Below are 23,206 nucleotides of genomic sequence, written 5' to 3' on the forward strand. Positions count from 1 at the left end.
CCTTTTGCATTTTTACTTTTTGATTTTGCTTTTACGCTAAACTTTTCCGCTTCCGCGCAGCTCAAAACCGTGTGCACTGGCCATGCGCTCCAGCAGTTGTTTTGTTTTTTTTATGCCTTCTTCTTCGCTCAGTTTGCTGCCTTCGTATTCAATACCAATAATGCCGTTGAAATTTGCTTTTTTGATAATGGGCATCATCTTGTTGTAATCTGTTTCCACGCAATTGCCCTGCTCGTCAAAATCATATGTTTTGGCACTGATGCCTTTTGCGTAGGGCATAAACTCCTGCACGCCTTTGTAGCGGTCATATTCTTCGGCGCAGCCATTTGCGGTGCGGCGCAAACAAAAATTGCCTAAGTCGGGCAGGATGCCCACATTTTTTTTGCCCACCTGCTTCATCACGCCTGACAACCATTGGCCATCGGAACTCCAGCCACCGTGGTTTTCAACAATGATATTGATGCCGGTTTTTGCACCGTATTCGCCCAACTTACCCAATCCCTCAACAGCAGCTTTCGCCACTTCTTCGCGGGTGCCCTGCCCATAGGCATTTACCCTGATGGTGGCACAACCTAAATATTTAGCAGCATCCACCCATTTGTAATGCGCTTCGACGGCTTTGTTGCGCTTGTCGGCGTCGAGTTCGCCCAAACCGCCTTCGCCGTCAATCATGATCAGGTGGTTTTTAATGCCATTGTCTTTACAGCGCTGCAGCAGGTCGTTGAGGTAAGCAGTGTCCTGTGCTTTGTCTTTGAAAAACTGGTTTACATATTCCACCACACCAATCCCATATTGCTTGCGGGCAACTTCGGGGAATTCGAGGTTGGTCATTTTTTTGGCAAACAGCGTTTTATGCAACGACCATTCGGCCAATGATATTTCAAAAGATGGTTTTGCATCAAATGCATGGGAAAACTTTGGTGCAATGGCAGCACCGGCAGCAAGCGTTGCCAGGTTTTGAACAAACCGACGGCGGGAGTGAAGCATGGTCAAACGTTGTTAGGTGAAAAAATATGGCTTAAGTTAATGAAGATTTTGCATGCAGCGGCAATGCATTTAAAAAGCAGCGAAACGGTTTTTAGAAAACTTTTTTGCAACAAAAAGCGCCGCCCTAGGGGCAGCGCCATTGTGCTTATTCTTAAAATAAAAAAGATTAGCTATTGCGGTTGATGCAATTGAGGTCTTCGAAAGCAACGCTTAGGCGCTTCACAAAGTTTTCCTCGCCACTGCGCAACCAAACGCGGGGATCGTAGTATTTTTTATTGGGCTTTTCAACACCATCAGGATTGCCCAATTGTGCCTGCAGGTAATGCTCGCTTTTTTTGTAATTGAGCAATACACCTTCCCAAAATGCCCACTGCATATCGGTGTCGATGTTCATTTTGATGGCACCATACGAAATGGCTTCGCGGATCTGGTGCTGGGGCGAACCTGAGCCGCCGTGGAATACAAAGTACACGGGCTTTTCGCCGGTACCGTATTGTTGTTGGATATACTGCTGGCTATTTTTCAAAATCTCCGGACGCAGCTCCACGTTGCCGGGGCTATACACGCCGTGCACATTGCCAAAGGCAGCAGCTACGGTAAACATGTCGCCAACTTTACTGAGGCGCTCATATGCATAAGCCACTTCCTGGGGCTGTGTGTACAGCTTATCGTTTTCCACGCCACTGTTATCAACGCCGTCTTCTTCGCCACCGGTAACGCCCAGTTCAATTTCAATGCTCATGCCCAGCGGTGCCATGCGTTTGAAATATTCCACCGAGGTTTCGATGTTTTCCTCAATCGGCTCTTCCGACAGGTCGAGCATGTGCGAAGAAAACAGCGGCTGGCCTTTTTCTTTGTGGTATTGTTCGCCGGCATCGAGCAGCGCACTGATCCAAGGCAGCCATTTTTTCGCTGCGTGGTCGGTGTGCAACACTACGGGAACTCCGTAGTATTTGGCAACAGTATGAATATGCAAAGCACCTGAAATGGCGCCTACGATATTTGCTTGCAGGTTGTTGTTGGGCATGCTTTTGCCCGCAATAAACTGGGCGCCGCCATTCGAAAACTGGATGATCACAGGAGAGTTTACTTTGGCAGCAGTTTCCAGCGTTGCGTTGATGCTGTTGGTGCCAATAGTGTTCACTGCAGGAAGCGCAAAGCCATTTTCCAAGGCATCGCGGTAAAGAGCTCTGAGTTCGTCGCCGAACAGGACGCCGGCTTTGTATTTACCCATAAAGATCAGGTTTAATGTGGATTGGGAAAGGATCCCGCCTTTTTTTCGCTGCCGAAGATAATGAGAAACTGTTTGTATTGCACCTGATAGCTGTCATTAGTTTAAAAGCGCAAAGCGGTGGGAACAGCGACGCTGATATGATTTGCATCAAACAAGCTCCAGGCGATGTGCATCTGATACATTTCGATTGCACATCATTTGTTAGTTATGTCTTTTTGCAGCTGCGTAAAATACCGTGGCGCATGTAGCAGCCTGCTGCCATACCAGCTAAACATTTCACCATCTACCAAAACAATTCTTGTTTGCGGCAACAGCGGCTGCAATGCAGCAATATGTTTTTCCTTAAACGGATAAGGCTCCGATGAAAGCAGCAATACGTCTGGCGCGGTAGCGGCAATTTCACTCCATTCAACAGCGGGGTAGCGTTGCCTGTCGGCAAACACATTTTCAAACCCTGCAAGCTGCATCATGTGGTGGATGAACGTATCGTTGCCAACCGTCATCCACGGTTCTTTCCAAATCAGGTAAGCTGCTTTCAGTGGCGGATTTAATGGCGTTAAATGATTAAAGCCGTTTTTAATTTTGTCGATTATTGCATCGGCTTGTTGTTCGCGGTGTGTCAACTGCCCGATGGTGTTGATCATTGCCAGAGCTTCGTTCAAATTGCCCATGTCCGAAACATAAGTGGGCACGGTTGCCGCAATTTCCAAAACCTGTTCTGCAACATTTTCTTCTTTGTTGGCAATCACCAGGTTAGGCTGCAAAGCCAGTACAGCCGCCACATCCACCGTTTTAGTGCCGCCAATGCGCCTTTTATTGCGCCACCACTGGTTAGGATGCACACAAAATTTCGTGATGCCCGCCACTTCCTGTTCCAGGCCCAGGTCGGCGAGCAGCTCGGTTTGCGAAGGCACTAACGAAACGATGCGCTGCGGCGGTTTGTTTGCAAAAAATGTGGGTGTGGAAATTAACGGCATGTTGCAAAAATAGCAGGCAGTATGCAACAGAAATGAAAGAGAGGCAATTGTTTGCTATCACCTCCTCCTGCCTTAATGCGTGTGCACCAAATGCAGGAGGAAAAGGATTTACCATTCGGTGTTCATTGGAACGGCGTGGTGATAGGCTAATGGATTCTGGCGGTTTAGGCACCAAAGGTTTTCATAGATATGGAACGGCTTTCAAACGGATAATGGACGGTTTGGCTTTTCCGGACGTTGAACTGGTCATCATAGGAATTGTCCTTAAAAGGAAGAAGTTGATGCGTGTGCTTTTAGTTGTTCACAGGACAGGGATAATGCAATTTTTGGACGGTTGGATTCTCTTTGGATTTGGATCATTTCGGTTTTTCAAGGAAACGGAACGTTCACCGCATCAACTTCTATAACAAATGTAGAATGGCAGAGCTTGCTGTTCAATACAACTTTCGCTCAATTTTTCGCATGTAGTAAATACGCCGCATTGTGTAAAACCGGCGGCCCCCATGCCGTGTTTTCTGAAAATGGGTATCGGGATTTTACGAAAACTGCCTTCGGCTAATACCCCATATTTTGCAGCCTAAAGAGAAAATGTTGCTGCTGTAAAATAAAAGAAACCCCGGCTATTGCTATTGTATGTAGAAAAATTTATATTATTCAAAGTGGATGGTTTTTTTACGAAAAAAGCCGGTCGGGCAATATTGCATCCCTCGACCGGCTTTTTTGCGAACTAAGTAATTTCTACTACTTTTTTAATACATCAGGCAAGGGCCTGCAGCACGTCGTATTTGGTTACAATCTGAAGGTTGCCGGTCTCATCCTGCGACAGCACCGCGCCATTTTCTTTATTAATGAGGGTGCTCAGTTTTTCAACAGGCGTTTCCATTGCAACCACCGGAAAGCACTTATCCATCACCGTTTCAATTTTAGCAGTGCGCAGTTCGGGGTCGCCAAAAACCCGTTGAAACAAGCCGCTTTCCGACACTGCACCAACAAGCTCACCATCTTTTACAACAGGGATGTGTTCAATGTCGTATTCCTTCATCAGTTCCACTGCCTCGGAAACTGACTGTGTAGGCTCGATGGTGATGAGCCTTTTGCGGCCCCGTGCAGATACTACGTCGCGGAAGGTTTTTACTTCAAAAAAGCCACGTTCCGACATCCACTGGTCGTTGTAAATTTTAGCCACATAGCGGCTGCCATGATCGCACAGCAACACCACTACAACGTCGTCTTTTTTCAGTTTGTCTTTTAGTTGCATCAAACCAGCCAGCACGCTACCCGAGCTATAACCGCAAAACAGCGCTTCCTCACGGGCAAGCCTACGCGCAAATAAGGCACCGTCTTTATCGGTCACTTGTTCAAAGTGGTCGATCACACTCATGTCGTAGTTCTGCGGCACAAAGTCTTCACCAAAACCTTCCGATATGTATGGATGAACTTCGTTCATGTCAATCTCGCCGGTGCGGTGGTATTTAGTTAGCAGCGAACCGTACACATCAATCGCCCAGATTTGGATATCGGGGTTCATTTTTTTTAGGTACATGGCCGTTCCGGTGATGGTGCCACCGGTTCCTGCGGTAGTAACAAAATGCGTTACCTTACCTTCCGTTTGGCGCCAGATTTCGGGGCCGGTAGTTTCCACGTGTGCCTGCCTGTTAGCCAGGTTATCATACTGGTTCATAAGGAAGGAGTTTGGAATTTCCTTAGCCAACCTTGCCGCAACAGAATAATAGGAGCGGGGATCTTCGGGCTCCACGTTTGTAGGGCAAACGATCACTTCGGCGCCCAGCGCTTTCAGAATGTCCATTTTCGATTGCGACTGTTTGTCGGTAGTGGTGAAAATGCATTTGAACCCTTTTACCACGGCCGCCATTGCCAATCCCAAACCGGTATTACCCGATGTGCACTCAATGATGGTGCCGCCGGGTTTCAGCTTGCCTTCGGCTTCGGCCACTTCCACCATTTTCAGGGCCATACGGTCCTTGGTGCTGTTACCGGGGTTGAAATATTCTACCTTGGCATACACCTCGCAGGGAAGGTCGCGGGTAATTTTATTGAGTTGCACTAACGGCGTGTTGCCAATCGTTTCCAGAATATTTTTCTTGATGTCCATGCAGTGGGATTAATGCGGCAAAGGTAAAACCACAGATTTGTTTGATTGGAAATGATTTTGGAACCGGTGATTCGAGGATTGGAAAAGGATTAAAATGATTTCGCGTTTAGGGGAAAAATCATCTGTAACGATGATGATTGTGCAGTATGCTAAAATGGAAATTTGATGAACCGGAAATTTCGAATTTGTATACTACCATCCTTAAAATCCTTTCCTAATCATACAAATCACTGGTTACCTTTGCCACCCTGTTTAAAAAACGGGCTAAAACGTGCACATGGAATCGAAGTATATCCAAAACATCGCAGAAAAGCTGGGGCTGAGCCTCAAACAGATCAACAACGTGTACCAGATGCAGTCGGAAGGTGCCACCATACCGTTTATGGCCCGCTACCGCAAGGAGGCCACCGGCAACATGGACGAAGTGCAGATCGGGAACGTGGTGGAAGAGATCAAGTATTTTACCGAGCTGGACAAGCGCAAGGAAACGGTACTGAAAACCATCGACGGGCAAGGCAAACTAACGCCTGAATTAAAAGAACGCATTGAAGGAACACTGGACCTCACTGTGCTGGAAGATATTTACCTGCCTTATAAACCCAAACGCAAAACCCGCGCTACGCAAGCCATTGAAAAAGGGCTGGAGCCGCTGGCAAAACTTATTTTCGAACAAGGCAACATCGATCCGGAAAATGAAGCCGCTGCATACATCAAAGAAGAAGTAAAAGACAGCAAGGAAGCCCTTCAGGGAGCCCGTGATATCATTGCCGAATGGGTATCGGAAGCCGAAGAAGCTCGCAACAAAGTGCGGCAATTGTTTACCGAAACCGGCACGCTGGTTTCGAAAGTTTTTCTTTCCAAAAAAGACGAACCCGAAGCGCAGAAATACCGTGATTATTTTGAGTTCAGCGAGCCCTTGTCGCAAAGCCCGTCGCACCGCATCATGGCCATTCGGCGTGCCGAAAAAGAAGGCTACCTGGCGATGGACATTACCATTGAAAAAGAATCGGCGGTGGATGAACTGAGCCGCATTTTTGTAAAAGATAATAATCCCGCTGCTGACGAAGTACGCAAGGCCGTGGAAGACTCTTTTGTGCGCCTGCTGAAAACTTCTATTGAAAGCGAATACCGCCTGACCAGCAAGGCCAAGGCCGATGATGAAGCAATAACGGTTTTTACTGAAAACCTGCGGCAATTGTTGCTGGCATCGCCGCTGGGCAACAAACGGGTGCTGGCGTTGGATCCCGGTTTCCGCACTGGTTGCAAATTGGTTTGCCTAGATGCCCAAGGGAACTTGGTACACAACACGGCCATTTACCCGCATCCGCCGCAAAACCAGTGGCAGGAAAGCATTGCAGAAATAAAGCACCTAGTGAATAAATATGACATCGAAGCGATTGGTATTGGCAACGGCACTGCTGGCCGCGAAACCGAAACGCTGGTGCGCAGCATTGATTTTGGCAAACCTGTTAGCGTGTTCCAGGTCAATGAGAGCGGCGCTTCTATTTATTCTGCATCGGAAGTGGCCCGTGAAGAATTTCCCGACCATGATGTAACGGTGCGTGGCGCAGTTTCCATTGGCCGGCGCCTACTCGACCCATTGAGCGAACTGGTAAAGATCGATCCCAAATCGATTGGCGTGGGCCAGTACCAGCATGATGTAAACCAGGTAAAGTTGAAAGATGCGCTGGACCGCGTGGTGGAAAGTGCGGTAAACTTTGTAGGTGTGGATGTGAACACCGCATCGAAACACCTGCTGCAATATGTGTCGGGCATCAATGGCACATTGGCAAAAAATATTGTGGAATACCGGGCACAAAATGGTCCGTTCAAAAGCCGCAGCGAATTAAAGAAAGTGCCGATGATGGGCCCGAAAAGCTTTGAGCAATGCGCAGGATTTTTGCGCATTCCCGGCGCCCAAAATCCCTTGGATAATTCATCGGTGCACCCCGAAAGTTATGGCGTAGTGGAGCGCATGGCTGCCGACCTGCAGGCTTCGCTGGAAGAGTTGATCAAAAAGGGCGAGCTGCGCAAAAAGATCAATAAAAAAGCATACATCTCCGAAACGGTGGGTGAGTTTACCATCGATGATATTTTAAAAGAACTGGAAAAGCCAGGTCGCGACCCACGTGCCCCAATTGAGGAGTTTCGTTTTGACGACACCATCAAGAGCATTGAAGATGTAAAAGTGGGCATGCAGGTACCGGGCATTGTTACCAACATCACTGCATTTGGTGCCTTCGTGGATATTGGTGTGAAACAAGATGGACTGGTGCATGTATCGCAATTGAGCAACCGCTTTGTCAGCGACCCGAACGAGGTGGTGAAACTGGGACAAAAAGTGCAGGTTACCGTTACCGAAGTGGACGTTGCCCGCAAACGAATTGCATTAACCATGAAAACTACAAAGCCTGACGACCGAAGTGCGACGCCGGAGCCGCGCAGTACTGGTGGCGGCAATAAATCCTTCGCTAAACCCGCACCCAAGCAAGCTTCGCTGAACGATTTTCAAAAAAGCCTGCAGGCGTTGAAAAGCAAATTCAAAGACTAATATTTATGTATCAATAAAAAAATGCCCCGCTTGTGCTGGGGCATTTTTTTATTGAACAAAGCAAACGAAAACTTATGCCTGCTGCCAGGTTTTGCGGCGCTGTGTCAGGTAGAGATCCAGTAAAATCAGTCCTAGGGTAATGTTCAGCATGATGAACACATTCACAAAATTATTGTTGAACACCTGGCTATAATCCACCTCGGTAAAATCGACGCCCAACATTTTGCTGGTGCCGGATGCGCCGGCGGACCAATCGATCTGGCTGAGGCCGTATACAAGGAAACCTACAATGACGGTAACGAAAAAGGCGCCGATGCCCCAGATGATTTTTTTGTCTATATAAGCCTTGGTGGCTGGTGCAATTTGCAGCCGCGCAATTTCGTCCATCACATTGCGGGTAAAACGCATGGAGGGTTGCTCCAGTTCGGTGGCATCCAGCATTTGGTGCACCGACAGCAATTCCTTGTATTTTTCGCGCCACGCGGCGTGTTCCACCAACAACTGTTCAATTTCCGAACGCTCCGCATCGGTGCTAAGCCCATCTATGTACTCCCAAATCCGCAACTCCATCGCCGCATCATCTGCCGGGTCGAACGCTTCGTGCCTGTTATTCATGGTCGTTCATTTGTGGTTAGTTAATGTGCACATGCGGCTTACAAATCCCGCACTTCGGCGGCAAAATGCTGCTGCATTTTTTCTTTCAATCGGGTACGTGCCCGGTGCAGTTGCACTTTTACCGCATTGGGCTCTTTACCCATTACCTGCGCAATTTCTTCCAGCGTTTGTTCGCCTTTGTAAAACAGCGTGATCACCTGTGCATCGTCGGGGCTAAGCAGCCGGATGGCAGCGTTCACCATATTTTGCCGCGACTTTTGTTCAATGACATTGGCGTTCATGCCGCCATCAAAATTATCGGCTACGGCAAACACTTTTTCATTGTCCAGCGAATGCACTTCCAGCTTTTTTTTACGTAAAAACGAAATGCTGGTGGTGGTGGTAATGGTGTACAGCCAGGTGCTGAACTTGGACGTACCCTTGAAGTCGGCCAACGAACGGTATGCTTTTACAAATATATCCTGGGCCAGTTCTTCGGCATCTTCGCGGCCTTTTACATAGCGCAGGGCAATGGTAAAAACAAACGACTGGTAACGCTCCACTAGGGTGCCAAAAGCGTTGCGATCGCCTTTGAGCACCTGCTCGATGATTGCGTTGTCAGCTATTTCGTTGTGCATCTGCATGTATGACGCTGTGTTGTTGGGGTTGGTTACAGGTGCAAGGTTGAGAAAATTTTTTAGCTTTCACAACGACAGGTGATGAATTGCCTCTGTTTTGTTCCGAATGCCCTTTTGTTGGGGATGGATCAACAATACTGTAATGGACTACTTGCGATGTTGTTATTTTAATTGCGCTGAATGGCGGAGTGTGGTTGCTATATATAATGAAAGCGTAGGATCAACCTTTGATAGGAAAGGATGTTTTCGGGATGCTTGAATTGTTCTTCGCTTTCTATCATTAATACTCAGTTCTTCGGTGCATTTGATCCTTTTTAAAGAAAAATGAAACCGGGCTGTAACCACCGCTCTTGTGCCAGCGTCCTAATGTTTGTAAGCGATGCTTGCAGTTCTTTTAAAAAAATCCTGAATTTCTGTAACCGCAGCGGTACCACTGTAGTCAGATAGGAAAACAGCAAACAACTTTTTAAACCATAACACTGAATTTTTATGTCACCGTTTTTAATCCCGATCATCACCTCCCTCGGCGCATTTGCAATGGTTTTTGGCATTGTGTACCTGAAAACCAAAGAGAATATGGCCATGATCGAAAAAGGCATGAACCCCAAACAATTTGCCAATCGCCCCGCGCCGTACCGCAGTCTTAAATCGGGCCTTGTGTTTTTTGGTGCCGGCATCGGCTTGCTCCTGGCATTTTTCCTCGATAAAAACATGGGCAGCTGGGGCAACGAACCCATCTATTTTGCCCTGATCGCTATTGGTAGCGGTATTGGATTGATGCTGTCTTACCGCATTGAGAAAAAAGAAACCCTGACGCCGAACCGCGAGGTAGAACCTGCCCGCCGCGAACCGGAGTACCGATAAGGGATTTACGATTGACGATTTTGGATTGACGATTTAAATAGATACCTACAATATTGAAGACGCCTGCACTGCAGGCGTTTTTTTATGTGTGTAAATAACAAACGGCTGCTTCAAGTAAAGCAGCCGTTTGCCAAAAATCGTCAATCCAAAATCGTCAATCGTAAATCAACACTATTTGGCCAGTTCTTTCCTAGCCTTCGCGATCATGTCATCGTACAGGGCATTTACTTCATAAAAACCCTGGGTACGCCAGCGGAAGCGGGCCAGGTAAGCTTTCATTTGTTCCTGAATTTCCGCCTTGTCGCGTTGCGGAATATTTTTCAGGTTGATGCTGTCTTTCGATGCATACTGCACCAGGTGGTCCCAGGCGTCTTCCAGGTTGTTGTACTTAGCGGCAAATTCAGCAGGTGTTTTGTACTGCTTAAACAGGTTGCCGTTTTGGATATAATACTGGTATACAAAATTGTTGAACCGGCCATCGAGGTAGAGCCGTGTTACGCTGCGGGTTACCAGGCTGGTATCAATGGGCACAAATGCATCGGGTACAATGCCGCCGCCGCCATAAACGGTGCGGCCCGCATTTGTTTTATAAGCTTTGCCGGTAATATTGTGAATGGAGTCGGCAGTAAGCATTTCGCCGGAATGGTAACGGCTGTACAGTTCTTCCATGTACACTTTTTTACCGCCTTCGTAGGAGCGCTGGATGCTGCGGCCCGATGGCGTAAAGTAGCGTGCAACGGTGAGGCGGATGGCCGAACCATCACTCAGCATGTATTGCTCCTGCACCAGGCCTTTGCCAAATGTACGGCGGCCAACAATAGTGGCGCGGTCCCAGTCCTGCAGGGCGCCGGCCAATATTTCAGATGCCGAAGCCGAAAGCTCGTCGACCAGCACCACCAGTTTGCCTTGCTCAAAAACGCCTTCTTTCTGTGCCCGGTGTTCCTGCCGTGGCGTGTTGGTGCCCTCAGTGTACACAATCAATTTATCGCCATCCAAAAATTCATCGGCAATTTTAATGGCCTGGCTCATCAGCCCACCGCCGTTATTGCGCAGGTCCAGCACCAGGCTCCGCATTTTCTGCGCCTGCAGCTGCTCCATCGATTGCATGAACTCGCGGTAAGTGGTTTCCGAAAATTTGCTCAGCTTGATGTAGCCGGTGGCGGTGTCCAGCATAAAATGCGCATCCATTGCCGGCAGCGGAATAATGCCGCGGGTGGGCACAATGTGTTTGATCTCTGCGCCGCGTTTAATGGTCAGGTCCACCTTGGTGCCGGCCTTGCCACGGATCATGCGGCGGATATCTTCCGAAGGCATGGTTTTGCTCACCACCGATGAATCGTCCACGGCAATGATGCGGTCGCCCACCTGCAGGCCCGCTTTGTCGCCGGGGCCTTCGGGAATTACATATAATATATGTACGGTGTCGGAAAAAATATTGAACTCCACGCCAATTCCGTCGAAGTTGCCCACAAGGTCTTCATTGGCTTCGCCAAAATTTTTGGCGGGTATATAAACAGAGTGCGGATCGAGGTTATTCATCAGGCCTTCCAGCGCACTGTCTTGCAGGGAGCCCAGGTTCACCGAATCTACATATCGGTCCTGGATCAGGTCCAGGGCCTCCTGCAGCGAGCTGCGGCGGTCGAGCTTAAAAAAGCCGCGGGTGCTGCCGGTTTGCTGGTGTAGCTTAAATCCAAAGACCATCCCCAGGATCATGATCACGGAAAAGATCAGGGGAAGCCACACCTGTAATTTTTTTCTACTCATCTTTATGCTGCTCTTTTTGATACTGATTTAAGTTTGCAAATTAGGTCATTTACCAAAAGCAACGCAAGCCGCTACCTTTATTCAACAATACTTTAAGCGCCCATCATGCACACTGCAACTCTTATTGCCGACAGCGGATCTACCAAAACCGAATGGTGCCTGCTATTTGAAGGCCGCAAAAAAACAGTCTTTACGCAAGGCATCAGTCCGTACTTTATGGACAGTGATGGCATCGACGCCGTGCTCCGGAAAGAGCTGCTGCCCAAGATCAAAAACAAAACCATTTCGGGATTGTTTTATTACGGCACCGGTTGCGCCAATCCCGAAAATGCGAAAATGATCAAAGCGGTACTGAAAGGTTTGTTCCCCGAGGCAAAAGTTTCGGTGGACACCGACCTGATGGCGGCGGCCCGTGCTGGCTGCGGCCACGAAAAAGGCATAGCCTGCATTTTGGGCACCGGCTCCAACAGCTGTTATTACAACGGCAGCAAGATCAAAAAAAACAGCCCCGGCCTGGGCTACGTACTGGGCGATGAAGGCAGCGGCGCTTACCTGGGCAAAAAAGTGGTGCAGTACTATTTGTACGGCACTTTTGATGAAGACCTGCGGTCCCGTTTCGATGCGACTTTTACTACCAGCGCCGTGGAAATTTTGGAAAACGTGTACCGCAAGCCGCTGCCCAACCGGTACCTTAGTTCGTTTACGCCATTTCTGGCCGAGAACCGCGGCCATTATATGATCGAGAATATTATTGAAGACGGCCTCAACGATTTCTTTTTTACCCACTTGAATAAATACGCCGAAGTATGGAAATACCCGGTGCATTTTGTAGGTGGCGTTGCCTGGGGCTTCAGGGATGTGCTGCAGGAGTTGTGCAGCAGCTATGGCTTTGATGCCGGTAATATTTATAAAAACCCCATGCAGGGATTGATCAATTATCATAAGGATGATGTAGGGCAGTAGCCTCCACTGATGCGCCGCATATTAAACCCGCACTATGAACCATTTCGATAAGATAACCGAAGCACCAAGCAAATACCGGCACCTGGAGCAAATGAGCCTGCAGCAAGTGCTGCAGCATATGAATGGGGAAGACCAGACCGTGCCGCAGGCAGTAGCTAGTGTGCTGCCGCAAATTGAACAACTGGCCGAAGCGGCACTTGATTGCCTGCTGGCCGGCGGCCGTCTTTTTTATATTGGCGCCGGCACAAGCGGCCGACTGGCCGTTGTAGATGCATCCGAATGTCCGCCCACGTTTGGTGTGCCGCCCGGGTTGGTGGTGGCCATTATTGCCGGCGGCGAACGGGCCATTACACAGGCCGTGGAGGGCGCCGAAGATGATGCCGCACAAGGCTGGTCCGATCTGCAGGCCCATAATGTTTCGGATAAAGATTTTGTGATCGGCATTGCCGCCAGCGGTACCACGCCTTATGTTATTGGTGCGCTGCAGGAGTGCCGCAGACGGGGCATTGCCACGGGCAGCATTACCAACAATCCCGGGTCGCCGCTAACGCAGGAAGCCGATTTCCCGATTGCTGTGGCAGTAGGCCCCGAGTTTATTACCGGCAGCACAAGGCTCAAAAGCGGTACCTCGCAAAAGCTGGTGCTGAACATGATTTCCACTTCGGTAATGATTGGGCTGGGCAGGGTAGAGGACAACCGCATGGTGCACATGCAACTGACCAACGAAAAGCTGGTGGACCGCGGCACCAAAATGCTGATGGAGCGCCTGCAGCTTGCCGATTATGAGCAGGCAAAAGCATTGCTCATAAAATGGGGCAGTGTAAAAAAGGCAGTGGAAAATGCCGGTGTATAGTTTGGAAACATCAAAACACAATGCCCCTTTTTGCCATAAATTTTAGCATTGAAATAAATAGCGGGCAAGGTAACTTTGACGACTGACCTGAAGCCATGGCCGCTGCGGTGGCCATAGCCCATTTAACCCCTTTTATTTTAATGCACGAAATAGAACCATTCTACAATTGGCGGCACATTTACGTGAGTGAAGAAGATGAGCGGTCGCCGTTTTACAAACGACAGTATTCCGAGTTTGAATACTCGGCTACTGTGTACAATTATTACATACATCCGCAATGGGATGATTTTGGCAGCCGCACACTTTACTTAAAAGTTTTGCTGGCCGATTATGATGAGCATTACATCGTGATTGAATTGCTTGGCGAATGGAACGATGCCATTGAAAACGACATCATGACCTTGAAGCGTGATGTGATCGATGAATTTGCACAACAGGGTATTACCAAGTTTATACTCATTGCCGAGAACGTACTCAACTTTCACAGCGGCGACCGCGACTATTACCAGGAGTGGCACGAAGAAGTAACGGATGAAGAAGGATGGGTTGTTTGTTTGAACATGCCCGAAGCCACGCAACATGATTTTCGCAAAGCAAAGATCAACTACTATGTGGAGCTGATGGAACTGGCCAACTGGCGAACCTACAAACCGTTTCATTTGTTCAAGCTCATTGATGGAAATCTGGGGCGCCGGCTTTCAGTGTAATGATATTGCAGTAAACGTAAATATTGATTTTTGTCAGCATTGGCCCTTACATTTGCCACAAATTTTTCACCACTTCCTGCTGTTAATATGAAATGGTCTTACTTCTTTACATCGGCGATCGGTAAGAAAATTGTAATGGGCCTGACGGGTCTTTTTCTGGTTTCATTCTTGATCATTCACGTTGGCCTCAATGCCTGCATTTTCGCAGACCTTTCTTTTCTTAATCCCAACGATGATGGTGAGATGTTTAACCGCGCCGCACACTTCATGGGTTCTACTATTGTAACCCGTTTGCTGGAGTTGGTGTTGTTTGCCGGTTTTATCCTCCACATCATCCAGGGCTGGCAGCTTGAAGTGCAAAACCGCCGTCGCCGCGGACAAGGTTATGCCGTTGATCTGGGCAACCGCGGCTCCAAATGGTACAGCCGTTCCATGGGTTTGCTGGGCACCATTATCTTCCTGTTTTTGATCGTGCACATCAGCGCATTCTGGTGGCCTTCCCGTGTGTCGCACGACCTTGCACCTGTATCTTATGGCAATGGTGTTGAGATGCACAACCTGTACCTGCGCATGTACGAAGTTTTTCAAAATCCTTATATCGTTTTGTTATACCTGGTGGCCTGCGCATCGTTGCTGTTTCACCTGATGCATGGCTTTCATAGTGCCTTCCGCACCATGGGCGTGCACAACAGAAAATACCTGACCATGCTGAAGAGCCTGGGTTATGGTTTTGCCATCGTGGTTTCGGTGTTGTTTGCGCTGATGCCTGTGGCTATGTACCTGCAGTGGGTAAAACCAGGCGTATAATTTTAATACAACCAATTTTGTTTGTAAAATAAAATAACAACCATTTTAGGTTGTATATTTGAAAAACAACAAAAAGGGTTGTATGAAAAAAGCCTCAGAATATTATGTGGTGCTCACCGATGTGGTAGCATCGCGCAACATACCAGACCGGAAGGTTTTCAAAACGGTTTTTGACCGGGCCATACAGCAAATAAATATTGCCCTGGCCAACGACCTCCGGATGCCGATGCAGGGTTGGAAAGGGTTGGACGAAGCGGCCACCCTGATCAAAAACCCGGCATGTTTGTACCAGCTCATTGATATGCTCAACACATTGCTGGCCCCCGAGCAAATGCGGGTGGTGATGGTAAAAGGCGCAGTGGAACTGCCGCAAACAACCAACATTACCCAGGCCGACGGGCCTGCATTTCACCAGGCTGCAAGCCTGATGAGCAGCCTAAAGGCAAGTGGGTTATTGCTGGCCGCCAATACAGGCAGCAAGCAAACTGACCTGTTGCTGCAGCTCAACATCAATGCGCTGCAGTTGCTAAAAAGCAGTTGGACGAGCCGGCAAAGACTGCTCTACGCCACTTACCTGAAAGAAGGCAACCAGGAAGCAGTGGCCAAAAGCCTGGAGGTGACGCAGCAAACGGTTTCAAAAACGCTGAAAACAATCAACGCAGCACAGGTGCAGCAACTGGAAAGTGACCTGCAGCAATGGCTGAACGACCAATTTAAATAACTATGTGTGCGGTTGCTTACCTCATTATTGTACTGGCCTTTGCCCTGGTGTTGCTAACCAGCGGCTCGGTGGTCCGGTACATATTGAGCAAAGTGGCGCAACAATCCATAGAAGCGGTAGCCGCAGCCGACAAGCCCGAAGAATCGGTGCAGAAACGGCTGGAAATCGGGATCATCATTGGTAAGTGCGAAAACATATTGGTACTGGCGCTGATGATGCTGGAAGCTTACACCGCACTGGCCATTGTGTTTACGGCCAAAACCATGGTACGCAAGGAAGAGATCGAAAAGAACAGCATGTACTTCCTGGCGGGCACCATGATCAACGTAAGTTATTCGGTACTGATCGGTTTTGTTGTAAAGATGGTGCTGCCCCTCATCAAATGTTGAACAGGGGATTAATTAACAACAGCGCATCATCTTTTGAAACGGTTTGGTTGTTATAAAATGCGGTGGCGCCTCGATACGGACAGCAAGAGGCAAACAACATATTTTTACTCGTTAATTAGAACTGACGTATGCTTAATGCAAAAATTCCTGATGGGTCTTTAGACAAAAAGTGGGAGGACTACAAAGGACACGTTAAACTGGTAAACCCTGCCAACAAGCGTAAGCTCGAGATCATTATTGTAGGTACCGGGCTGGCCGGCGCTTCGGCGGCGGCTTCGCTTGGCGAACTGGGCTATAAGGTAAAAGTGTTCTGTTTCCAGGACTCTCCACGCCGGGCTCACTCCATTGCCGCACAAGGTGGTATCAACGCTGCAAAAAATTACCAGAACGACGGTGACTCTGTGTTCCGCCTGTTTTACGACACCATCAAGGGAGGCGACTACCGGGCCCGCGAAGCCAACGTACACCGCCTGGCCGAGGTTAGTGCCAACATCATTGACCAGTGCGTGGCGCAGGGCGTTCCTTTTGCCCGTGAGTACGGCGGCCTGCTTTCCAACCGCTCTTTTGGCGGTACGCAGGTGCAGCGTACTTTTTACGCCGCCGGCCAAACCGGTCAGCAACTGCTCATTGGTGCCTACCAGGCACTGGAGCGCCAGGTAGCATTAGGCAACGTAAAACAATACACCCGCCACGAAATGCTGGAGGTGGTAACCATCGACGGCAAGGCCCGCGGCATTATAGCCCGCAACCTGGTAACAGGTGAGCTGGAGCGACATGCCGGACATGCAGTGCTGTTGTGCTCGGGTGGCTACGGCAACGTATTTTATCTTTCCACAAACGCCATGGGTTCCAACACCACAGCCATCTGGAAAGCACACCGCAAGGGCGCCCATTTTGGCAACCCATGTTTTACCCAAATTCACCCCACCTGTATCCCCGTTACCGGCGAGCACCAAAGCAAGCTGACGCTGATGTCGGAATCGCTGCGCAACGACGGCCGCATTTGGGTACCGAAGAAAAAAGCCGATGACCGCCGCCCAGGCGATATCCCTGAAGAAGAAAGAGATTATTACCTCGAAAGAAGATACCCGGCGTTTGGTAACCTCGTTCCCCGCGACGTGGCCAGCCGCGCCGCCAAGGAACGTTGCGATGCCGGCTACGGCGTCGGCACTTCCAAGCAGGCTGTTTACCTCGATTATGCCGATGCCATTCAGCGCTATGGTAAAATTGAAGCGGGTAAACGCAACCTCGCCAACGTGGATGCCGCCACCATTACCGCTATGGGTAAAGAAGTGGTGAAAGAAAAGTACGGCAACCTGTTTGACATGTACGAAAAGATCACCGGCGAAAACCCATACGAAGTGCCGATGCGCATTTACCCCGCGGTACACTATACCATGGGTGGCCTGTGGGTGGATTATGAGCTGATGACCTCTATTCCCGGCTTGTACGCGTTGGGCGAATGTAATTTCTCCGACCACGGTGCCAACCGCCTTGGTGCCTCGGCATTGATGCAGGGCCTGGCCGATGGATATTTCGTGATTCCTTACACCATTGGTAACTACCTGGCCGACGAGATCCGGACCACCAATATTCCAACCGATCACCCTTCGTTTATCGACGCTGAAAAAGCAGTAAGCGACCGCCTGAACCAGCTGATGAGCATCAAAGGCACCGAAACGGTGGAAAGCATGCACAAGCGCCTGGGCAAGATCATGTGGGATAAATGCGGTATGGCCCGTAACCGGGAAGGATTGACACAAGCCATCAAGGAAATTCAGGAACTGAAAAAAGAGTTTTGGAGCAATATCCGGATCCCGGGCAAGATTGCCGATTTTAACCCCGAGCTGGACAAAGCCAACCGCGTGGCCGACTTTATTGAGCTGGGTGAGTTGATGTGCCGCGATGCCCTGCACCGCGAAGAAAGCTGCGGTGGTCACTTCCGCGAGGAGCACCAAACTGAAGAAGGTGAGGCGCTGCGCCACGACGACCAGTTTATGTACGTGGCCGCCTGGCAAATGAAAGGCGAACACGAATGGGAGCTGCACAAAGAGCCCCTGAATTACGAAGTGGTGAAGCCAAGCCAGCGGAGCTATAAGTAATTTGAAAATTTGAACATGTGGTCATTTGAAAATAGCCACCTGTTTAAATTGAAAACTGCGGGCAAAGCAAATCGAACATTTGACACACAATTGAAAGCCGGTTTCGACGAATTGATCAGCAAATTTTTCAAAACAATCTATTCCTCAAAACCCGGTTTTTAAAATATCATTTGGCTGTTTGAATTTTCAAATTCTCAAATTGCCAAATTCTCAAATTCATCAGAATGGAACATTATAATATGAACCTGACGCTGAAAGTTTGGCGCCAGGAAAACACGAACGCTAAGGGTCGTTTTGAAACCTATAAAGTAGCGGACATTTCTTCGGAAATGTCGTTCCTGGAAATGATCGACGTGCTGAACGAACGCCTGGTTCGCGAGGGTGCCGATCCCATCGCATTCGACCACGACTGTCGCGAAGGCATTTGCGGCATGTGCTCCATGCACATCAATGGGCGGCCGCATGGTCCATGGCATGCCACCACTACCTGCCAGCTGCACATGCGTGCCTTCAAAGATGGCGACACCATCGTAGTAGAACCCTGGCGTGCACAGGCTTTCCCGGTTATTAAAGACCTAGTTACCGACCGCTCTTCCTTTGACCGCATTGTACAAGCGGGCGGCTTTGTTTCCATCAACACCGGTAACGCGGTTGATGGTAATGCCATTCCGGTGGAAAAAGACAAGGCGGACGCCTCATTTGCGGCAGCTTCCTGTATTGCCTGCGGCGCCTGCGTTGCTGCTTGTAAAAATGCTTCCGCATCCTTGTTCATGGCGGCAAAAGTGGCGCACCTCAACCTGCTACCCCAAGGCCAGCCGGAGCGCAAAAGCCGTGTGCTGAGCATGGTGGCGCAGATGGACAAAGAAGGCTTTGGCTCCTGCACCTTTACCGGTGCCTGCGAGGCCGTTTGCCCCAAAGAAATTTCGATCACCAACATTTCGCGGATGAACAAAGACTACCTGATGGCTGGTCTTTCATCGGAGAAATAGTTGCACATTCTTTATAGGTTTCAGGCTTGTTTTTACGCCCAAGGTGTAAGAACAAGCCTGTTTTTTTATAATCGGTCCAACGGTCAAACATTCGGCTCCGGCAATAATTGAACCCTGTTTGCCGTTAAGTGGCGGGCTCCTTCGGGAGCTTTTGTATTTTTGGGTAAATGCAGGAAAATCAATTGTTCCTGCGCCTTCAATCACCAATATCTCAGAATTGCCGCACCCTTCCGGAGCGCATCTGAAAAACAATTGCTTTTGAAGCAGATCGGCTGTATATGCATTTTACTGTGCTGTTTGTTTTCGCTACCGGCGCAGGCACAACTGCCTGCTGCTATGGCGCAAACTTCCAACCTGCGGCACAAGACCATTGCAGCTGGCACCAGCCTCGTGCTGCTCGATACATTGAGTATTGTTCCCGGAACCGTAAAAGTTGGGGGCATTGCCGACACTACATTTTCAGTAAATTATATCACCTCGTTCCTGACCTGGCTTCAGGCGCCAACGACCGATTCCGTTTCAATTAGCTACCGCGTTTTTCCCTACCGATTCAATGCCGCTGCACAGCGCCTCAATTACGACAGCGTTGCCGATGCCACGGCCATCGTGCCTTTTTCTGGGCCGGCATCGGCAGGAGGCAGGTCGCTGCTGTCGTTTGGCAACCTGCAATACAACGGTTCGTTTGGCCGCGGCATTTCGTTTGGCAACAACCAGGATGCGGTGGTGCAATCCAATTTTAACCTCCAGCTCAACGGTATGCTAGCTGATAGTATTGAAATTGCGGCAGCCATCTCAGACAATAATCTGCCCATACAGCCCGACGGTACCACGCAGCAACTCAACGAGTTCGACCAGGTTTTTTTACAGTTTAAAAAAGGTGGCTGGCAGCTGAACTTAGGCGATATTGACCTGCGCCAAAACGATCTGTATTTCCTGAATTTTTACAAACGCCTGCAGGGCGTTACGTTCCGCACCCAAAACCAATGGTCGCGCAATGTGCAGACCTCCACGCTGGTGAGCGGTTCTATCGCCAAAGGAAAATTCACCCGCAACGTTTTCCAGGGCCTCGAGGGAAACCAAGGCCCGTACCGGTTGAGCGGTGCGAACAACGAGTTTTTTTTTATTGTACTGGCCAATACTGAGCGGGTGTTTATTGATGGTGAGTTATTGCAGCGCGGCGAGGACGCGGATTATATCATCAACTACAACACCGCGGAAATAACGTTCATGCCGCGGCGCATGATCACCAAGGACAGCCGGATACAAGTGGAATTTGAGTACGCCGACCGCAACTACCTCAATGCAAACCTCTACGCCAACCAAACGGTAACGATCAACAATAAATTGAAAATTAAGATTGGCGCATTTTCCAACAACGATGCAAAGAACTCGCCAATCAACCAGCCGCTTTCCGACGATCAGAAGCAGTTCCTGTTCAACCTGGGCGATAGTGTGCAGCGGGCGCTGTATCCCAATGTTGTGGCCGATTCTTTTTCAAAAGACAAAGTGTTGTATGAGCGGGTGTACGTGCAAACCGGCAACGGCCTGGATTCATTCTACCGGTATTCAACGGATTCTGCGCTGGCCCGGTACTCGCTGCAGTTTGCCGATCTGGGTGCTGGCCGAGGTAATTATGTGCCCGATTTTAATGGCGCAAATGGTAAGGTGTTTAAATACGTTGATCCGCTGAACGGAGTGCCGCAAGGGCGTTTTGAGCCGGTAACGATTTTAGTGCCGCCGAAAAAACAACAGTTGATCAGCGTAGGCACGGAATACCAGGTGGATAAAAATAATTTGCTGAAAGCTGAAATGGCGATGAGCAATACGGATCTCAATACATTGTCATCGAAAAATGCTGGCGATGACGCAGGTATAGCCGCACGATTGAACTACACCAATGCTGCAAAGTTTGGCGCCAAATGGAGCCTGCTTTCGTCGGTGGATGTGGAACATGTGCAGTCACGGTTCAGGCCGCTGGAGCGGCTCCGGTTTGTTGAATTTTCCAGGGAATGGGGCCTTCCGTTGTTGTTGCAGCCCGCCGATGAAACGATAGTAAAACTGGCATCTGGAATAAAAAAAGGCGAGCAGCAACATTTTTCCTACCAGCTCACTACCTACCAGCGCAGCGATGGTTATAAAGGGTTTCAAAACACGGCGCAATACGGCCTGCGGCATAAGACATGGGTCGTGCAAAACAATGCACTGCTGACCAACTTTACCACCCAAACCGAAAAAGGCAGCTACCTGCGGCCGGTAGTGGATGTACGCAAAACGCTGCCAAAATTGGGCGGCATTGAAGTGGCCTTGCGCTATGCCCAGGAACGCAACGAAGTGCGGCACCTGCAAACGGATTCGCTGTCGCGATTGAGCTTTGCATTTACCACTTATACCGCATCGCTGCGCACCAGCGATGAACGCAAAAACCGGTACAACCTAACCTTTTTTACCCGCGCCGATCAACTGCCCGAACGGGAAAAACTGGCCCGCACCGACCGTAGTTACAACCTGAATTTTGGCGCAGAAATTTTGCAAAGCCAACGGCATCAATTGCTGCTCAACGCAACTTACCGCCAACTCAAAGTAGAACGCAAAGACTTGTCGCAACAGCAACCCGACCAAACAGTTTTGGGCCGTGCTGAGTACATGGTAAATGAATGGAAAGGCCTGCTGGTGGGCAATGTGTTGTACGAGTTGGGCACAGGACAGGAGCAACGCAGGGATTTTACCTATATCGAAGTGCCCGCAGGGCAGGGCGAATTTACCTGGCGCGACTACAATGAAGATGGCGTGCAACAACTGAATGAATTTGAGATTGCACAGTTCCGCGACCAGGCCAAGTTTGTGCGCATTTTGGTGCCTACCAATGATTTTATAAAAGCTGCATTTACCACGCTCAATTACAACATGAACCTGGTGCCGAAGTCGTTGTGGAGCGGCACAGATATTACCCGTTTGCAAAAGTTTCTCAACAGGTTTACTGTGCAATCGTCGATGCAGTGGAGTAAAAAAAGCATTGCCAAAGGAACAGTAGAAGCCAACCCTTTTAAATACGGCATACAGGACACGGCTTTGCTGAGCCTCAACACCACTTATGCAAATACTATTTCGTTTAACCGCACGTCGTCGGTATGGGGGCTCGATCTTACTTCGTTCCGGAGCGATGCAAAAGCATTGCTTACTTATGGCTATGAAAGCCGCGGGCAAACCGACCTGATCGCCAAGCTGCGCTGGATGTGGAGCCGTTCGATTACACTGGATGTGGCGGGCCGCAAAGGCAGCAACGAATTGTATACACCTTCTTTTGAAAACCGCAACTATGCATTGGCGTTAGCCTCGGCCGAACCGAGGTTGAGTTATACAAAAGGTACCAGCTTCCGGCTACAGGCCGGCTACAAATACGAACAAAAAAAGAATGGGCAGGAGTGGGGCGGACAAGAGTCGCTGTCGCATTCCCTGAATTTTGAAACAAAATACAATGTGCTGCAAAACAGCTCGGTGACGGCGCGGTTTGTTTGGAACAATATTGCATATACCGACAAAGGCGCCAACAACAAAGCCAACACGGCTATTGCTTACACCATGTTGGATGGCCTGCTGCCCGGCCAGAACTTTTTATGGAATATTGATCTGACCCGCCGGCTGCTCAATAACGTGGAAGTGAACTTTCAGTACGATGGCCGCCAGCCGGCAAACGCCAAGACGGTGCATACCGGAAAGGCAAGTTTGCGGGCTTTGTTTTAAGGGAGATGTTTTTTTATGATCCGCTTATACGATTGATGTGGTAGATAAAGAAGGCAGTCATAAAATAGCCCGAAGGGCTTGTAGCGCATAAGGGTAGTATAATTCATTTGATAATAACGTTACTGCAGTAAAAGTGTGCGACGCAACGGAAGTTTAATAGGGTTGTAAAAGCCGGTTACATAAAACCAAAAAGCCACAGAGTTTTTCTCTGT

The 23,206-nt window shown here is 49.2% G+C and carries 19 protein-coding genes; 12 read left to right on the forward strand and 7 right to left on the reverse strand.

Features of this window, described 5'->3' with window-relative positions; translation table 11 throughout:
- Positions 1–36: 36 nt before the first annotated feature.
- The 3 genes from DRJ53_RS01840 to DRJ53_RS01850 all read right to left on the reverse strand — a co-directional run bounded on the left by DRJ53_RS01840 (position 37) and on the right by DRJ53_RS01850 (position 3,198).
- Complete coding sequence (locus DRJ53_RS01840) at positions 37–987, reverse strand: sugar phosphate isomerase/epimerase family protein (protein WP_114233874.1); 951 nt, start codon at positions 985–987, stop codon at positions 37–39.
- 166 nt (positions 988–1,153) lie between these two features.
- The gene (gene fbaA / locus DRJ53_RS01845) at positions 1,154–2,221 is read right to left on the reverse strand and encodes a class II fructose-bisphosphate aldolase (protein ID WP_114233875.1); all 1,068 of its coding nucleotides are present in this window, start codon (positions 2,219–2,221) and stop codon (positions 1,154–1,156) included.
- A gap of 194 nt (positions 2,222–2,415) precedes the next feature.
- The gene (locus DRJ53_RS01850; RefSeq protein WP_114233876.1) at positions 2,416–3,198 is read right to left on the reverse strand and encodes an ABC transporter substrate-binding protein; all 783 of its coding nucleotides are present in this window, start codon (positions 3,196–3,198) and stop codon (positions 2,416–2,418) included.
- Positions 3,199–3,230: 32 nt separating this feature from the next.
- On the opposite strand from DRJ53_RS01850, the gene DRJ53_RS01855 reads away from it, so the two are divergent.
- Complete coding sequence (locus DRJ53_RS01855; protein ID WP_114233877.1) at positions 3,231–3,605, forward strand: hypothetical protein; 375 nt, start codon at positions 3,231–3,233, stop codon at positions 3,603–3,605.
- Positions 3,606–3,955: 350 nt separating this feature from the next.
- Here DRJ53_RS01855 and DRJ53_RS01860 read toward each other — a convergent pair whose 3' ends face one another.
- Complete coding sequence (locus DRJ53_RS01860) at positions 3,956–5,311, reverse strand: pyridoxal-phosphate dependent enzyme (protein ID WP_114233878.1); 1,356 nt, start codon at positions 5,309–5,311, stop codon at positions 3,956–3,958.
- 277 nt (positions 5,312–5,588) lie between these two features.
- On the opposite strand from DRJ53_RS01860, the gene DRJ53_RS01865 reads away from it, so the two are divergent.
- A complete protein-coding gene (locus DRJ53_RS01865; RefSeq protein ID WP_114233879.1) occupies positions 5,589–7,862 on the forward strand; it encodes a Tex family protein in 2,274 nt (757 codons plus the stop codon).
- A 72-nt stretch (positions 7,863–7,934) separates the two neighbouring features.
- Here the strand turns inward: DRJ53_RS01865 and DRJ53_RS01870 are convergent, their stop codons facing one another.
- The gene (locus DRJ53_RS01870) at positions 7,935–8,477 is read right to left on the reverse strand and encodes an anti-sigma factor family protein (protein WP_114233880.1); all 543 of its coding nucleotides are present in this window, start codon (positions 8,475–8,477) and stop codon (positions 7,935–7,937) included.
- 38 nt (positions 8,478–8,515) lie between these two features.
- Positions 8,516–9,100 (reverse strand): RNA polymerase sigma factor, encoded by a 585-nt coding sequence (locus DRJ53_RS01875; protein WP_241558422.1) that lies wholly within the window; start codon positions 9,098–9,100, stop codon positions 8,516–8,518.
- Between the two features lie 483 nt (positions 9,101–9,583).
- Between DRJ53_RS01875 and DRJ53_RS01885 the strand changes: the two genes are divergently transcribed.
- Positions 9,584–9,958, forward strand: a complete 375-nt coding sequence (locus DRJ53_RS01885; RefSeq protein ID WP_114233882.1) for a DUF6249 domain-containing protein — start codon at positions 9,584–9,586, stop codon at positions 9,956–9,958.
- Between the two features lie 171 nt (positions 9,959–10,129).
- Here DRJ53_RS01885 and DRJ53_RS01890 read toward each other — a convergent pair whose 3' ends face one another.
- Positions 10,130–11,722, reverse strand: coding sequence for a S41 family peptidase (locus tag DRJ53_RS01890; protein WP_114233883.1), 1,593 nt, complete (start codon positions 11,720–11,722; stop codon positions 10,130–10,132).
- 105 nt (positions 11,723–11,827) lie between these two features.
- On the opposite strand from DRJ53_RS01890, the gene DRJ53_RS01895 reads away from it, so the two are divergent.
- The 9 genes from DRJ53_RS01895 (at position 11,828) to DRJ53_RS01935 (ending at position 22,994) form a co-directional block, all read left to right on the forward strand.
- Entirely contained in the window at positions 11,828–12,685 is an 858-nt protein-coding gene (locus tag DRJ53_RS01895; protein WP_114233884.1) for an N-acetylglucosamine kinase, read from the forward strand.
- 34 nt (positions 12,686–12,719) lie between these two features.
- Positions 12,720–13,538, forward strand: coding sequence for an N-acetylmuramic acid 6-phosphate etherase (gene murQ, locus DRJ53_RS01900; RefSeq protein ID WP_114233885.1), 819 nt, complete (start codon positions 12,720–12,722; stop codon positions 13,536–13,538).
- A 140-nt stretch (positions 13,539–13,678) separates the two neighbouring features.
- Positions 13,679–14,245: a hypothetical protein gene (locus tag DRJ53_RS01905; RefSeq protein WP_114234411.1), complete on the forward strand. Its 567-nt coding sequence runs from the start codon at positions 13,679–13,681 to the stop codon at positions 14,243–14,245.
- Positions 14,246–14,332: 87 nt separating this feature from the next.
- Positions 14,333–15,052 carry a succinate dehydrogenase cytochrome b subunit gene (locus DRJ53_RS01910; protein WP_114233886.1) on the forward strand — a complete coding sequence of 240 codons (720 nt, stop codon included), beginning with the start codon at positions 14,333–14,335 and terminating at the stop codon, positions 15,050–15,052.
- Positions 15,053–15,134: 82 nt separating this feature from the next.
- Positions 15,135–15,773 (forward strand): SatD family protein, encoded by a 639-nt coding sequence (locus DRJ53_RS01915; RefSeq protein ID WP_114233887.1) that lies wholly within the window; start codon positions 15,135–15,137, stop codon positions 15,771–15,773.
- A gap of 2 nt (positions 15,774–15,775) precedes the next feature.
- A complete protein-coding gene (locus DRJ53_RS01920; RefSeq protein WP_114233888.1) occupies positions 15,776–16,162 on the forward strand; it encodes a hypothetical protein in 387 nt (128 codons plus the stop codon).
- A 128-nt stretch (positions 16,163–16,290) separates the two neighbouring features.
- Positions 16,291–18,264, forward strand: coding sequence for a fumarate reductase/succinate dehydrogenase flavoprotein subunit (locus DRJ53_RS01925; RefSeq protein WP_114233889.1), 1,974 nt, complete (start codon positions 16,291–16,293; stop codon positions 18,262–18,264).
- A gap of 224 nt (positions 18,265–18,488) precedes the next feature.
- Positions 18,489–19,253: a succinate dehydrogenase/fumarate reductase iron-sulfur subunit gene (locus tag DRJ53_RS01930; RefSeq protein ID WP_114233890.1), complete on the forward strand. Its 765-nt coding sequence runs from the start codon at positions 18,489–18,491 to the stop codon at positions 19,251–19,253.
- 297 nt (positions 19,254–19,550) lie between these two features.
- A complete protein-coding gene (locus DRJ53_RS01935; protein WP_241558423.1) occupies positions 19,551–22,994 on the forward strand; it encodes a hypothetical protein in 3,444 nt (1,147 codons plus the stop codon).
- Positions 22,995–23,206 lie beyond the last annotated feature (212 nt).

The sequence above is a fragment of the Paracnuella aquatica genome (assembly GCF_003332885.2).
In the GTDB taxonomy this organism is placed as follows: Bacteria; Bacteroidota; Bacteroidia; order Chitinophagales; family Chitinophagaceae; genus Flavisolibacter; species Flavisolibacter aquaticus.

Coding starts and splice junctions, on each gene's coding strand:
- DRJ53_RS01840 (WP_114233874.1), bottom strand. CDS start 987: ATGCTTCACTCCCGCCGTCGGTTTGTTCAAAACCTGGCAACGCTTGCT.
- fbaA (WP_114233875.1), bottom strand. CDS start 2,221: ATGGGTAAATACAAAGCCGGCGTCCTGTTCGGCGACGAACTCAGAGCT.
- DRJ53_RS01850 (WP_114233876.1), bottom strand. CDS start 3,198: ATGCCGTTAATTTCCACACCCACATTTTTTGCAAACAAACCGCCGCAG.
- DRJ53_RS01855 (WP_114233877.1), top strand. CDS start 3,231: ATGAAAGAGAGGCAATTGTTTGCTATCACCTCCTCCTGCCTTAATGCG.
- DRJ53_RS01860 (WP_114233878.1), bottom strand. CDS start 5,311: ATGGACATCAAGAAAAATATTCTGGAAACGATTGGCAACACGCCGTTA.
- DRJ53_RS01865 (WP_114233879.1), top strand. CDS start 5,589: ATGGAATCGAAGTATATCCAAAACATCGCAGAAAAGCTGGGGCTGAGC.
- DRJ53_RS01870 (WP_114233880.1), bottom strand. CDS start 8,477: ATGAATAACAGGCACGAAGCGTTCGACCCGGCAGATGATGCGGCGATG.
- DRJ53_RS01875 (WP_241558422.1), bottom strand. CDS start 9,100: ATGCAGATGCACAACGAAATAGCTGACAACGCAATCATCGAGCAGGTG.
- DRJ53_RS01885 (WP_114233882.1), top strand. CDS start 9,584: ATGTCACCGTTTTTAATCCCGATCATCACCTCCCTCGGCGCATTTGCA.
- DRJ53_RS01890 (WP_114233883.1), bottom strand. CDS start 11,722: ATGAGTAGAAAAAAATTACAGGTGTGGCTTCCCCTGATCTTTTCCGTG.
- DRJ53_RS01895 (WP_114233884.1), top strand. CDS start 11,828: ATGCACACTGCAACTCTTATTGCCGACAGCGGATCTACCAAAACCGAA.
- murQ (WP_114233885.1), top strand. CDS start 12,720: ATGAACCATTTCGATAAGATAACCGAAGCACCAAGCAAATACCGGCAC.
- DRJ53_RS01905 (WP_114234411.1), top strand. CDS start 13,679: ATGCACGAAATAGAACCATTCTACAATTGGCGGCACATTTACGTGAGT.
- DRJ53_RS01910 (WP_114233886.1), top strand. CDS start 14,333: ATGAAATGGTCTTACTTCTTTACATCGGCGATCGGTAAGAAAATTGTA.
- DRJ53_RS01915 (WP_114233887.1), top strand. CDS start 15,135: ATGAAAAAAGCCTCAGAATATTATGTGGTGCTCACCGATGTGGTAGCA.
- DRJ53_RS01920 (WP_114233888.1), top strand. CDS start 15,776: ATGTGTGCGGTTGCTTACCTCATTATTGTACTGGCCTTTGCCCTGGTG.
- DRJ53_RS01925 (WP_114233889.1), top strand. CDS start 16,291: ATGCTTAATGCAAAAATTCCTGATGGGTCTTTAGACAAAAAGTGGGAG.
- DRJ53_RS01930 (WP_114233890.1), top strand. CDS start 18,489: ATGGAACATTATAATATGAACCTGACGCTGAAAGTTTGGCGCCAGGAA.